Consider the following 13,838-nt stretch of genomic DNA (forward strand, 5'->3'; position numbering starts at 1 on the left):
AATAACTATGGCGACATACCTTATTGGCGACGTTCACGGTTGTTACGATGAACTGGTAGCCTTGCTGCATCAGGTAGACTTTAATTCCAAAAAAGACACCCTATGGCTCACCGGCGATCTGGTCGCTCGTGGGCCGGGCTCGCTGGACGTTTTGCGCTACGTGAAATCACTGGGCGACAGCGTACGGTTGGTATTGGGTAATCACGATTTACACCTGCTGGCCGTATTTGCTGGTATCAGTCGTAATAAACCTAAAGACAGGGTCACATCGCTGCTCGAAGCACCGGATGCCGACGAATTACTTAACTGGCTCCGCCGTCAACCGCTGTTGCAGGTGGACGAAGAGAAGAAGCTGGTGATGGCACATGCCGGTATCACCCCACAGTGGGACCTGCAGACGGCAAAAGACTGTGCTCGCGATGTTGAAGCCGTGTTGTCGAGTGACTCATATCCCTTCTTCCTTGATGCGATGTACGGCGACATGCCCAATAACTGGACCCCGGAACTGACCGGGCTGGCACGCCTGCGTTTTATTACCAACGCCTTTACCCGCATGCGTTACTGCTTCCCCAACGGTCAACTGGATATGTACAGCAAAGAGTCACCAGAAGACGCACCTGCCCCGCTGAAGCCATGGTTTGCCATTCCTGGACCTGTCAGTGAAGCGTACAGCATTGCATTCGGGCACTGGGCATCGCTGGAAGGCAAAGGCACACCAGAAGGTATTTACGCGCTGGATACGGGGTGTTGCTGGGGAGGCGATCTCACCTGTCTGCGCTGGGAAGACAAACAGTACTTTGTGCAGCCATCAAATCGCCATCTGAATCTGGATCCTGGCGAAGCGGTCAACGCCTGAGAGATTTATGCCTGATGGCGCTACGCTTATCAGGCCTACATCTGGCACAAGAGTAGGCCGGATAAGACTTTTCGCTGCCATCCGGCACTTACAGGATTAACGACGCTCCAGAATCTCGAAGCAGTAGCTGTGAGAGTTTTGCGCGTCGGCATCGTGGAATTCACTGAACACCGACTCCCAGTCATCCGGTTCGTAGTCCGGGAAATGCGTATCCCCTTCGACTTCAGCATCAATGTGCGTCAGATACAGCTTCTGCGCTTTTGGCAGGAACTGCTCATACACGCGCCCACCGCCAATCACCATAATCTCTGGTTCATCACCGCAGGCCGCAATGGCTTCATCAACAGACTTCACCCACTGCACACGATCGTCAGTGCCAGGCTTGCTGCTGATGACGATATTTTTACGCCCAGGTAACGGTCGCCCGATGGATTCCCAGGTGTGGCGTCCCATGACAACCGGCTTGTTTAAGGTATTACGTTTAAACCAGGCGAGATCGGCAGGGAGGTTCCACGGCATGGCGTTCTCCATACCGATGACGCGATCTACCGCTAACGCCGCAATCAGACTGATCATTGAATATTTCCCGGATACAAAAAAATTGTCGCCACTATACGGAAAGCGCAATCTTTCGTCGACTGGCGGAAAGAGGATGAACAGGAAAATTTTCCGTTCTGCTGGCGAACCGACCTATTTAAGGTGGTACGCCAGCATTACAGTAGTTCAAAAACAGCCAATTAGCAGTAAAGTTTGCAGAACATCACATTTTTTACCCTATGCTGACGGTTTCACTTCCGGCTCATCGGCGACGTCGCCCGTATGCTTACCTTCATCCGTGCCTTGCCAGCCATGGCGTTGAATTAACGATAAGTGCTGACGATCTTCCGCAATAATTTCACTCAGCATTGCGCTGGTGCGTTTATAAACGGCCGCGCGGGAAGTCGCGTCATTTTCCCCTTTCACCATCTCCTCTACCATCATGGTATTGAATCGGCGGAATACGTCGGCCCGCTCACGTGCCTCATAGCGCCCAAGCCCGAGCCCTTCCAACGCCAGACGTCCGGTCTTCAGTGCACCTTCAAAGGTTTCGCGTTCCGGCATATCCACGCCCGCCTGGCGCAGGCGGATGTAATGATCCACATCGCGCGCACGAGCAATAATTTGCAGATGCGGGAAATGCTCTTTCACCATTTCGGTTAACTGCAGGCTGGTTTGCGGATCGTCAATGGCATTAATAATGACTTCAGCTTTCGCCGCCCCGGCAGATTCCAGCAGATCCATCCGGGTCGCATCGCCATAGAAAACCTTCATCCCGAATTTACGCAGCGTTTCGATATGGTCCGGGTCATGATCAAGAACCACCATTTTGACCCCACTCGACAACAACAGACGACCGGTTATCTGGCCAAATCGCCCAAATCCAGCGATGATCACCCGCGGTTGCTCCTCATCGATTTCATCGGCTTCCCGCTCTTCCGAAGTCGCCGATTTTTCCAGACGCGTCAAAATCACCAGCAAAATCGGCGTAGCCGCCATCGACAACGCCACCGCCAGTGTCAGCGATTTCGCCCAGTCAGGATCGAGCACATTTGCCATTTGCGCCGCACCAAACACCACAAAGGCAAACTCACTGCCCTGCCCTAACAATACGGCAAACCAGCGACGCTGCTTGTTCGGCACCTGCAACGGTTTCGCTATCAACCACAGCATGACGGTTTTGATAACCAGGAAACCGACCAGCAAAATGATAATGCGCAAGGGATTATCAATCAGCGTACCAAAGTCGATAGACATCCCCACGCCAATGAAAAACAGTCCCAGCAGCAATCCTTTAAATGGCTCAATGTCGCTTTCCAGCGCGTGGCGATACTCAGAGCTTGCCAGCAGCACTCCGGCCAGAAAGGCCCCCATCGCCATCGACAGGCCAACCTCTTCCAGGAGCAGACCGAAGCCAAACACGAGGAACAGCGCAACGGCACTGAATACTTCCCGCAGGCCCGAACGCGCAACAAAACGCAAGGCCGGACGTGTGACATAACGCCCCAATACCACCACTAATACCAGTGCGCCCGCTACCTTCAGGGCTGACAATGCAAACGCCCCAAGCGTAGTCGATGCGCCGCTCGCCGCCAGTAACGGGATCATCGCCACCAATGGAATAGCGGCGATATCCTGGAACAGCAGCACGGCAAACGCGCTGCGGCCCATTTGCGAAACCATCAGGTTGCGTTCATTCATTGCCTGCATAGCGATCGCCGTTGAGGAAAGCGCCAGCGTCATGCCGATCAGTTCCGCTACCTGCCAGCGCAGGCCAAGGAACATACAGAACAAACCAATTAAGCCGCCGCAAACCACCATCTGTAGCGCACCGCCGCCGAACACCGATGCCCGCAATTTCCACAAACGTTGCGGATCCAGCTCCAGACCGATGACAAACAGCATCAGTACCACACCGATCTCCGCAAAATGCAGGATGGATTCGGCGTCCGTCACCAGCCTCAGACCCCAGGGTCCGATAATGCATCCGGCGATGAGATACCCCAGTACCGACCCTAATCCCAGCCGTACGGCGATGGGTACAATCAGCGCCGCCGATCCGAGATAAATCAGCGCCTGTATCAGCGTATGGCTATCCATGGTGTGCCTCCTGCCATTCCATCAGACGCTGTTTGTAGTGACGCGCCTGCGCTTGCAGCGTTTCATCATCACAGATAAACGTACAGTGCATCGCAAACGGCGGCAGCCATTTGAGGCCGCAATAGAGCGCTGTTGCCTGTAAAGGCTGAGAAAGCACATCAAATCCGGGATGGGAGCCAATATCGAAGTGGTTTTCACCGCCGCCGGTCGTCACCGCCCACAGCAGTTGTTTACCGTGCAGCGCAGTACCGCCATGGCCATACGCCCAGCCGTGCGAAAGGACTTTATCCATCCACAGCTTGAGTAATGGAGGTGTGCTGTACCACTGCATCGGATGCTGCCATATGATCAAATCAGCGCGCGCCAGCGCATCCTGTTCAGCGGCAATATCGATATTGAAGTCGGGGTAGAGCTGGTAGAGCGAGCGTATCTCCACGCCCTCCAGCGTCCTTGCCTGTTCAAGCATCCGCTTATTCGCATGCGAATGCTGCGGATAGGGATGCGCATAAATGATGAGAATCATGATTAGCCTGTGTCACTGCATTATTGTAATAACAGTGAGTTTAGTCACTTAATCCACAGGCTAACAGTCAATATTATTGAGTGGCTGAATGGAGAAAACTGAACTAGTTGTCCAGTTCGCTCATATCCTTAACCTGATCGCGGTTAATCTGTTCCGTCTTACCCGTCTGAGCATTTTTGTACGACACCAGACCAGTATCATCATCAACCTGCGGTTTGCCGTCAGTGACGATTGTTTTGCCATCGGTGGTTTTAACCGCCTGGTTTGAGGAACAACCGACCACGGTAAACAGTGCTGCTGCGGTAAAAATTGAAGTGATCAGGATATGTTTTTGCATGGTGTTCTCCCTGCTTTTCAGTTGTTTTCAGTGATATACCCAGTTAACTGTAGGCTAACTGACTGAGTTGCAGGGAAAATACAGAACACTCCTAATAGCCCGCCCTGGTCACGGGCTTACTGCGAATCGTCATTTGACTGGTTTGCGCCAGCGTCAGACCTCGCGTTTCCGGGGCGAAAGCGATGGACACAAGCAGGCCAATCAGCGAAATTCCTGCGCCCATCAGCATGACATTGCTGATACCGTATTTGGTGATGAATACCGGCAGCGCCCAGGTTGAAACAATAGTACCGATGCGGCTTAAGGACATAATCACCCCGACGGCAGACGCGCGAATGTCGGTAGGGAACAGCTCGTTTGGGTATAGCCACTGCAGGTTTCCCGGTCCCCCCGAGAAAAACGCGTACACGGCAAACGCCAGCACTACCAGCCACGCCCCCATATCAGGAATTAACCCCAGCACGGCCAGCGCCAGCGTCATCATAATAAAACTGCCAATCAACAGCGGTCGGCGACCCGCGCTATTGAGCCAGAACATGGGCGGAATGCACCCCAGCATAAAGCACAGGCTTATCACCACATTGCCCAACGCGGCGCTTTTCCCGGCACCAAGCCCCAACAGTCCAACAATCTGCGGACCAAAGGTATAAATGGCGAACATCGGGATCACCTGACAGGTCCAGATAGCGGCAACAAACAGGACAAACGGGAAATGACGGCGGTTAAACAGCTGGAGAAAACGCGTCTCCTGCGGCGCCTCTTCGTCGAACACCACCGGTTCACCGAACAGTTTGATCATCATCGCTTCACACTCTTTCACCCGACCTTTACGCAGTAGCCAGCGCGGCGATTCAGGAAGATCGAAGCGCCCAATCAGGATCAAAATACAGGGGATCACCGCGCTGCCCAGCATCCAGCGCCACCCTCCCTCAACATCATACAGCCAGTAACCGACCAGATCGGCACAGGTGGCGCCGACATACCACATCGCGGCGATAAAACCGATGGAGAAAGCGCGCTGGCGGGTATTGGAGAACTCGGTAATCATCGAGGTAGCAATCGGATAATCGGCACCAATCACAATGCCGATCAGCACGCGCATCACCAACAGCTCAACGGGCGAGGAAACAAACATGGTTGCTGCCGATATCACGCCAATGGCGATAATATCAATGATGAACATTTTGCGCCGCCCGACCTTATCGGAAATGTAGCCAAACAGCGACGTCCCCACAAACAGACCGGCGAGCGTGCCGGCACCCAGCAGACCAATCCACTGTGCGTCCAGTTTCAATGCTGGCGTGAGCTGTTCCAGCGCCACGCCAATCATCACCAGCACATAACCATCCAGAAATGGCCCACCGCTTCCCCACAGCATTATCCGGCGGTGAATAGAGGTAAATTTGATGTCATCAAAGTTCCTGGGCTGCTGCATAGCGACTTCCTGTTTCAACACGGGCAAAGCGTCATCTATAGGCCGGATAAGGCGTTTACGCCCCCATCCGGCACTGGCGTCACATGATTGCCGGATGGCGACGCTAGCGCGTCTTATCCGGCCTACGGGTGCACAACCTCGTACTTATTAACCGTAGCGAAACTCCACGCCAAATGTCCCACGCGGGTATTCCCACTTTTCCAGCGCTGTATCGAGCCCGAGAATGCGGCACGTTCCGCACTCCAGGCATCCGGCGTAATCAAACCGTACGCTGCCGTCGTCCTGCTTTTTATACAGCCCTGCTGGACAGGCCTTAATCAGCACTTCCAGCGCCTGTTTATCAGGATCGGTTTTGAGAATGATATGTGGGCTGTCTTCATCGACATTGAACTTATTGACGCCCAGTTTGACGTCCACATTGACGGGAGATGTCATAATACGGTCACTCCTTTCAGGCCATCTTTCATCAGGTTGATGAAGCCCACTTTCTTCGCATGGCGCAGGATTTTTTTACGCATTGGCACCGGGGCGGAACCATCTACGGTGAACAGGTCGCGTGCGATACTGACCGCCATTTCGGGATAGGCGGTAAACATGCGCGGGTTATCAAGAAAAGCAGGAAGCTTCTGGTACATACGCATATCGCGCATCGGGCCATCGTCCAGATGCTGACGGTATTCACCCAGCGACTGCTTGCTAAAGTCGTCGCGCTTCATCGCTGAAAGCACCGTTTTCGCCGCCGCTTCGCCTGCGGAAATGGCGAGATCCATACCGCGAATGGTAAAGCCGAGGTTCATACACATTCCGGCAGCGTCACCGGCAATCAGTACACCGTCCCCCACCAGTTCTGGCTGCATATTCATACCGGCTTCAGGTACGACGTGCGCGGCATATTCCACCAGCTTGCCACCGGCGATCAGTGGGGCAACCGCCGGATGCTGTTTGAAATCTTCCAGCATTTGCGGGACCGATTTTTTCGCGTCTTTCAGGTGATGAAGGCCGCAGACCAGCCCCAGAGAAAGGGTCGTTTCATTCGTATAGAGAAAGCCTCCGCCCATCAACCCATCAGTTGGCGAACCGGCAAACAGGCAAGCTGCACCTTCGTTCCCATGTAACTGGAAACGATCTTCAATTACCGATTTTGGCAGTTCGATCAGCTCTTTTACGCCGACGGCAACATGCGATGCCTCGACGCGCTTTGCCATACCCAGCTTTTCAGCCAGCAGAGAATTCACCCCGTCGGCGAGGATCACCACTTTGGCTTCCAGAATATCGCCGTCGGCTTCCACGCCCACGACTTTACCCTCGCGCTGCACAACGTTATCCACACGAATACCGGTGATGAGCTGGGCGCCCGCCTCCTCGGCCTGCTCCATCAGCCAGGCGTCAAATTTGCTACGTAAGACGGAATAAGAAACCTGCGACGATGCGGCCTCTTCACCATTGCAATAGTCGATGGTCATCGCCCCTTTGTCGGTCATAAAGGCGAGCTTTTCGTGGGTGATTATGCGTTCAATGGGGGCCTGCTCAGCAAAACCGGGAATGATGCGCTCCAGGCTATGCGCATACATGCGCCCACCGGTGACATTCTTCGCGCCAGCAGAATTGCCGCGCTCGATAACCAGCACCTGTGCACCTTCCCGAGCCAGCACCAGCGCCGCAACCGAACCAGCCAGACCTGCACCCACTATGATGGCATCAAAGATATCTTCGGACATACGTACTCCTGTCAGCGGCAGGATACCTTCGCATCCTGCCCGAATGGTTTAACGCGCTAAGGCAGCCGTCAGCGCAGGCAGGATCTTCAGCGCATCGCCAACGATGCCATAATCTGCATACTGGAAAATCGGCGCATTTTTGTCTTTGTTGATGGCGAAAATCGTCTGTGCGCCGTTGGCACCGACCATATGTTGGATCTGTCCGGAGATCCCCACGGCCAGATACAGTTCAGGCTTAAGCATCAGGTTGGAGATGCCGACGTAGCGTTCATGCTCCATCCACTTCTCGTTTTCCGCCACCGGACGGGAACAGGCCAACTCAGCGCCAATCGTCTGGCACAGCGCTTCTGCCAGCGAGATATTTTCTTTGCTACCGATACCGCGTCCCACGCTGACCACCAGACGGGCTTTGTCGAGATCGACGCTGTTGCTCTGACGCGCCTGAGTTGCCGTACGGGTCACGACAATGGCCGGAGCCTGCCACTGTACGGTATGCATCTCGCCGCTGCGGGTGGTATCCGGTTGCTGCGCGTCAAACGTTCCGCTACTGAGAGTGATCACGGCAAACGGTGAAGCGATTGTTTCTGCTCCCATCGCCAGGCCGCCGTAGACCATATGTTTGACCGCCGCTTTTCCATCCTGCACCGCGACTGCGCTGGCGTCATTTGAGACTGCAGCCGACAAGCGAAAGCCCAGCTTTGCCGCTAACAGCTTGCCCCGACGTGTATTCGGCAGCAGCACCGCGCCGCCCTCGCTGTGCTGACGAATGGTCTGAGCCATCACATCGGCGTAGTCTTCAACCATACGGTCTTCTGGTTTGCCGCTGAGCAGCCAGACATGATCCGCGCCTAAATGACATGCCGTTGCGCTGTCCGCATCGCTGAGCACAAACGTGTTAACTTTTTCACCTAAAGCCTGCGCACCATTCATCAGTTCCGGCAGACGAGAAGGGGTATCGCTGAATACCCAGATACTGGAAAATTTGTTCATAACATCCCCTGATAATTAAATGATTTTGCGAAGATTCTCGACAAACGCGGCAATCTGTTCTTCACCGTCACCTTCAATTACAACGCGCTGACGCTCGCGCTGTTTCGGCGCAGCAACCTGTTGTGCGGAATACGCCTGCACGCTGTTCAGCCCAATGTCTGCAGGTGACCAAACCTGAACCGGTTTTTTCGCCGCACCAAGAATGGCTTTCATGGAAGGGATTTGAGGGGTGTTGATGTCAGTAGAGACCGCGATAACCGCCGGAAGCGGGATACTCAGGGTTTCAACTTCATCTTCCAGTTCACGCTCTACCGTCAGAGTGCTGTCGGTAAGAGAGAGGATTTTGCTCACGCCGTTTATCGCCGGCACGTCCAGCATTTCGCCCACCAGCAGACCAACCTGCTGAGCATAAAGATCGGAAGAACCGTCGCCGCAAATAAGCAGATCAAAACCGGATTTTTGCACGGCGGCAGCCAGCGCAGTGGCAGTTTGTTGCGGCAGCGCCTGTTCAAATTGATCGTCAATGACAACAATCAGTTCATCAGGGCCACGGGAAAGCACATCTTTGCGCCCTTTTGCATTGGTCAGCGCTTTGCCTCCGACGCTCATGGCCACAACCTGAGCCTCTCCCACCTGCTGTTTTAACTGGCAAGCCGCTTCGATCGCATTCAGATCATATTGGCTGATTTTGCCATCTGCTTTGCTGAAATCGAGTGTTCCATCAGCATTATTAATCGCAATATCCTGCTCATCAGGTACGCATTTGTAGCAAGTAATTATCTTCATTGCATCTCCAGAAATCATGAAGGAAACGTATTTATATCGGCGGTGTTAAATACAGATATCACGCTCTTTAATTCGGAAATAAAACCTTAATCACCAATATTGAAAATGTCACACATTGAAATTCGTAACTTTCAATAGTGTTACATGCCTCACCAATATTGAAAGAATCACGTCAAATATGAAAATTTTCAATATTGTCTGCTGGTTCAACAATATTGAACGCCAGTCACTTAAAAAAGTTAAAAAACCAATGCCAATATCATGATTAATAAAGAAATTATCTAGATTTCCAGACAAAATAACCAGCATAAAAAAGTGTGACAAAGATAACAGAATAGCCGGAAATGAATACCCATTATGAGTTACTCACTGAGGCGCCCCAGAGGTTAAAAAGTCATCAACAAATCATTAATAATAAATAAACAAACGATCACATACGGGCACGCTAAATAAATTTCGTTTTCACACTGGAATTCACTTATGAAAAATGAAAAGAGAAAATCGGGAATTGAACCGAAGGTTTTTTTTCCGCCATTAATAATTGTTGGGATACTTTGTTGGCTAACAGTAAGAGATCTTGATGCCGCTAACGTCGTTATTAATGCGGTATTCAGTTATGTCACCAACGTCTGGGGTTGGGCATTCGAATGGTATATGGTCGTCATGCTCTTCGGATGGTTCTGGTTAGTCTTTGGCCCGTATGCCAAAAAGAAATTAGGCGACGAAAAACCCGAGTTTAGTACCGCCAGCTGGATTTTTATGATGTTCGCCTCCTGTACATCCGCCGCGGTGCTGTTCTGGGGTTCCATCGAGATCTACTACTATATCTCTACCCCGCCGTTCGCTTTGGAGGCCAATTCCACGGGTGCGAAAGAGATCGGTCTGGCGTACAGCCTGTTCCACTGGGGGCCGTTGCCGTGGGCAACCTACAGCTTCCTTTCTGTGGCCTTCGCCTATTTCTTCTTTGTGCGCAAGATGGACGTCATCCGTCCCAGCTCTACGCTGGTACCGTTAGTGGGCGAAAAGCATGCGAAAGGGCTGTTCGGCACCATCGTTGATAACTTCTACCTGGTGGCGCTGATCTTCGCGATGGGTACCAGCCTCGGTCTGGCGACGCCGCTGGTAACCGAGTGTATGCAATGGCTGTTCGGTATTCCGCATACGCTGCAATTAGATGCCATCATCATTACCTGCTGGATCATTCTGAACGCCATTTGCGTAGCCTGTGGCCTGCAAAAAGGAGTCAGAATCGCCAGCGACGTGCGTAGCTACCTGAGCTTCCTGATGCTGGGCTGGGTGTTTATCGTCAGCGGCGCCAGCTTCATCATGAACTACTTCACCGACTCGGTCGGCATGCTGCTGATGTATCTGCCGCGCATGCTGTTCTATACCGATGCCATCGGCAAAGGCGGATTCCCGCAGGGCTGGACTGTTTTCTACTGGGCGTGGTGGGTCATTTACGCCATCCAGATGAGTATCTTCCTGGCGCGTATTTCTCGAGGTCGTACCGTACGTGAACTGTGCTTTGGGATGGTGCTGGGCCTGACCGCTTCCACCTGGATCCTGTGGACAGTCCTTGGCAGCAACACGCTGCTGCTGATGGATAAAAACATTCTCAACATCCCGCAGCTGATTGAACAACACGGCGTGGCGCGCGCCATTATCGAAACCTGGGCCGCCTTGCCATTCAGCACCGCCACCATGTGGGGCTTCTTTATCCTCTGCTTTATTGCCACCGTCACGCTAATTAACGCCTGCTCCTACACCCTGGCGATGTCCACCTGTCGCGAAGTTCGTGATGGTGAAGAACCGCCGCTGCTGGTGCGTATCGGTTGGTCCGTTCTGGTCGGCGTCATCGGCATCGTTCTGCTGGCACTGGGTGGGCTGAAGCCCATTCAGACCGCAATTATCGCCGGAGGATGTCCGCTGTTCTTCGTCAACATCATGGTGACGCTGTCCTTTATTAAAGACGCCAAAGTGCACTGGAAAGACAAGTAATTCTTATTAACCCAATTGATCAAGAGGCTGAAAGATGGATTTCAACTTAAATGACGAGCAGGAACTGTTTGTCGCCGGTATTCGTGAACTGATGGCCAGTGAGAACTGGGAAGCTTATTTTGCCGAGTGCGATCGCGACAGCGTCTACCCTGAGCGTTTTGTAAAAGCACTGGCAGATATGGGCATCGATAGCCTGTTGATCCCGGAAGAACACGGCGGGCTGGAAGCCGGTTTTGTCACCGTTGCCGCCGTCTGGATGGAACTCGGACGTCTTGGCGCACCAACCTATGTGCTGTACCAGTTACCGGGGGGTTTTAACACCTTCCTGCGTGAAGGGACTCAGGAACAAATCGATAAAATCATGGCGTTCCAGGGAACAGGTAAGCAGATGTGGAACTCTGCAATTACCGAACCGGGAGCGGGATCGGATGTTGGCAGTCTGAAAACCACTTATACACGCAAAAATGGTAAGGTTTATCTTAATGGCAGTAAGTGCTTTATCACCAGTAGCGCCTATACCCCGTACATCGTAGTGATGGCGAGAGATGGTGCATCGCCGGATAAACCTGTTTATACCGAGTGGTTTGTTGACATGAGCAAGGCGGGTATCAAGGTCAACAAACTGGAGAAACTCGGTCTGCGCATGGATAGCTGCTGTGAAATCACCTTTGATGACGTTGAACTGGACGAGAAAGACATGTTCGGTCGGGAAGGTAATGGCTTCAATCGTGTGAAAGAAGAGTTTGACCATGAACGCTTCCTCGTCGCACTGACCAACTACGGTACGGCAATGTGCGCTTTTGAAGACGCAGCGCGTTATGCCAACCAACGCGTACAGTTTGGTGAAACGATCGGCCGTTTCCAGCTGATTCAGGAGAAGTTCGCGCACATGGCGATCAAACTGAACTCCATGAAAAACATGCTGCTGGAAGCCGCATGGAAAGCGGATAACGGCACTATTACCTCGGGCGACGCGGCCATGTGCAAATACTTCTGCGCCAACGCGGCATTTGAAGTGGTAGACACCGCCATGCAGGTGCTGGGTGGCGTGGGTATCGCGGGTAACCATCGCATCACGCGCTTCTGGCGTGACCTGCGCGTTGACCGTGTTTCTGGAGGTTCTGACGAAATGCAGATCCTGACGTTGGGTCGTGCGGTATTGAAGCAATACCGTTGATTCGTTCGTTTCGTAGGCCGGATAAGGCGTTTACGCCACCATCCGGCAATATGCCCGGTGGCGCTGCGCTTACCGGGCCTACAAAAAAATGCCAGGAGAAAAATGATGAATCATTTACCAATGCCAGCCTTCGGCCCGCTTTCCGGGGTACGCGTTGTCTTTTCAGGGATCGAAATTGCCGGTCCGTTCGCCGGACAGATGTTCGCCGAATGGGGTGCTGAGGTTATCTGGATTGAAAACGTTGCGTGGGCCGATACCATCCGCGTGCAACCTAACTATCCGCAGCTCTCACGCCGTAATCTGCATGCCCTGTCGCTGAATATTTTCAAAGATGAAGGCCGGGAAGCGTTTCTGAAGCTGATGGAAACCACCGATATTTTCATTGAAGCCAGTAAAGGCCCGGCCTTTGCCCGCCGCGGTATTACCGATGAAGTGCTGTGGGAACATAACCCGAAACTGGTTATCGCCCACCTTTCCGGCTTCGGCCAGTTTGGTACCGAGGAGTACACCAATCTTCCAGCGTATAACACCATCGCACAGGCATTTAGCGGCTATCTGATCCAAAACGGTGACGTGGATCAGCCAATGCCAGCCTTCCCGTACACCGCCGATTACTTCTCCGGGATGACCGCGACGACAGCGGCGCTGGCGGCTCTGCACAAAGTCCGCGAAACGGGTAAAGGTGAAAGCATCGATATCGCCATGTACGAGGTGATGCTGCGCATGGGTCAGTATTTCATGATGGATTACTTCAACGGCGGTGAAATTTGCCCACGCATGACCAAAGGCAAAGACCCGTATTACGCTGGCTGCGGCCTGTATAAATGCGCCGATGGCTATATCGTCATGGAGCTGGTCGGCATCACGCAAATCAACGAGTGCTTCAAAGATATTGGCCTCGCCCACATTCTTGGCACGCCGGAAGTTCCGGAAGGTACCCAGCTTATTCATCGTGTGGAATGCCCTTACGGCCCGCTCGTGGAAGAGAAACTGGACGCCTGGCTGGCAACGCACACCATCGCCGAAGTCCAGGCGCGCTTTGCTGAGCTGAACATCGCCTGCGCGAAGGTGCTGACCATTCCAGAACTGGAAGGCAACCCGCAGTACGTTGCCCGTGAATCTATTACTCAGTGGCAAACGATGGACGGTCGCACCTGCAAAGGGCCAAACATCATGCCGAAATTTAAAAACAACCCGGGGAAAATCTGGCGTGGCATGCCGTCACATGGCATGGATACTACCGCCATTCTGAAAAACATTGGTTATAGCGAAGCAGACATAAATGAGCTGGTCGGCAAAGGCCTGGCCAGAGTTGAGGAATAAACGCGACGCGCTGACCGCTCATTGGTTAGCGCTCACGCCTGATTTCAGTGGATAAAGC

13 protein-coding genes are annotated in these 13,838 nt (G+C 53.0%); 4 read left to right on the forward strand and 9 right to left on the reverse strand.

Going from position 1 to position 13,838, the window contains the following annotated elements:
* Positions 1–7: 7 nt before the first annotated feature.
* On the forward strand, positions 8–856 hold the full coding sequence (gene apaH, locus OGV74_RS21750; protein WP_003018869.1) for a bis(5'-nucleosyl)-tetraphosphatase (symmetrical) ApaH: 849 nt from the start codon (positions 8–10) through the stop codon (positions 854–856).
* A 96-nt stretch (positions 857–952) separates the two neighbouring features.
* On the opposite strand, the gene folA is transcribed toward apaH, so the two are convergent.
* The 9 genes from folA to OGV74_RS21795 all read right to left on the reverse strand — a co-directional run bounded on the left by folA (position 953) and on the right by OGV74_RS21795 (position 9,282).
* Positions 953–1,432 (reverse strand): type 3 dihydrofolate reductase, encoded by a 480-nt coding sequence (gene folA / locus OGV74_RS21755; protein ID WP_003018873.1) that lies wholly within the window; start codon positions 1,430–1,432, stop codon positions 953–955.
* 198 nt (positions 1,433–1,630) lie between these two features.
* Complete coding sequence (kefC, locus tag OGV74_RS21760) at positions 1,631–3,493, reverse strand: glutathione-regulated potassium-efflux system protein KefC (RefSeq protein ID WP_003018875.1); 1,863 nt, start codon at positions 3,491–3,493, stop codon at positions 1,631–1,633.
* Entirely contained in the window at positions 3,486–4,016 is a 531-nt protein-coding gene (gene kefF / locus OGV74_RS21765; RefSeq protein WP_003018878.1) for a glutathione-regulated potassium-efflux system oxidoreductase KefF, read from the reverse strand. The genes kefC and kefF overlap by 8 nt, the downstream gene beginning before the upstream one ends.
* A gap of 103 nt (positions 4,017–4,119) precedes the next feature.
* Positions 4,120–4,353, reverse strand: a complete 234-nt coding sequence (locus OGV74_RS21770) for a YgdI/YgdR family lipoprotein (RefSeq protein ID WP_003837373.1) — start codon at positions 4,351–4,353, stop codon at positions 4,120–4,122.
* Positions 4,354–4,444: 91 nt separating this feature from the next.
* Positions 4,445–5,788 carry an MFS transporter gene (locus tag OGV74_RS21775; protein ID WP_003845694.1) on the reverse strand — a complete coding sequence of 448 codons (1,344 nt, stop codon included), beginning with the start codon at positions 5,786–5,788 and terminating at the stop codon, positions 4,445–4,447.
* 147 nt (positions 5,789–5,935) lie between these two features.
* Positions 5,936–6,223, reverse strand: a complete 288-nt coding sequence (gene fixX, locus OGV74_RS21780; RefSeq protein ID WP_000203736.1) for a ferredoxin-like protein FixX — start codon at positions 6,221–6,223, stop codon at positions 5,936–5,938.
* On the reverse strand, positions 6,220–7,506 hold the full coding sequence (locus OGV74_RS21785) for an FAD-dependent oxidoreductase (RefSeq protein WP_200080458.1): 1,287 nt from the start codon (positions 7,504–7,506) through the stop codon (positions 6,220–6,222). Before OGV74_RS21785 ends, fixX begins: the two co-directional genes overlap by 4 nt.
* 48 nt (positions 7,507–7,554) lie before the next feature.
* The gene (locus OGV74_RS21790; protein ID WP_048219742.1) at positions 7,555–8,496 is read right to left on the reverse strand and encodes an electron transfer flavoprotein subunit alpha/FixB family protein; all 942 of its coding nucleotides are present in this window, start codon (positions 8,494–8,496) and stop codon (positions 7,555–7,557) included.
* A 15-nt stretch (positions 8,497–8,511) separates the two neighbouring features.
* The gene (locus OGV74_RS21795; RefSeq protein WP_003018893.1) at positions 8,512–9,282 is read right to left on the reverse strand and encodes an electron transfer flavoprotein FixA; all 771 of its coding nucleotides are present in this window, start codon (positions 9,280–9,282) and stop codon (positions 8,512–8,514) included.
* A 480-nt stretch (positions 9,283–9,762) separates the two neighbouring features.
* Here OGV74_RS21795 and caiT point away from each other — a divergent pair, with 480 nt between their 5' ends.
* From caiT to caiB, 3 genes are all read left to right on the forward strand, one after another.
* Positions 9,763–11,280 (forward strand): L-carnitine/gamma-butyrobetaine antiporter, encoded by a 1,518-nt coding sequence (caiT, locus tag OGV74_RS21800; RefSeq protein WP_086504885.1) that lies wholly within the window; start codon positions 9,763–9,765, stop codon positions 11,278–11,280.
* Positions 11,281–11,314: 34 nt separating this feature from the next.
* Entirely contained in the window at positions 11,315–12,457 is a 1,143-nt protein-coding gene (gene caiA / locus OGV74_RS21805) for a crotonobetainyl-CoA dehydrogenase (RefSeq protein WP_003018898.1), read from the forward strand.
* Positions 12,458–12,562: 105 nt separating this feature from the next.
* Entirely contained in the window at positions 12,563–13,780 is a 1,218-nt protein-coding gene (caiB, locus tag OGV74_RS21810) for an L-carnitine CoA-transferase (RefSeq protein WP_086504884.1), read from the forward strand.
* Positions 13,781–13,838: the final 58 nt, after the last annotated feature.

The organism is Citrobacter sp. Cf116 (assembly GCF_030336505.1).
In the GTDB taxonomy this organism is placed as follows: Bacteria; Pseudomonadota; Gammaproteobacteria; order Enterobacterales; family Enterobacteriaceae; genus Citrobacter; species Citrobacter freundii.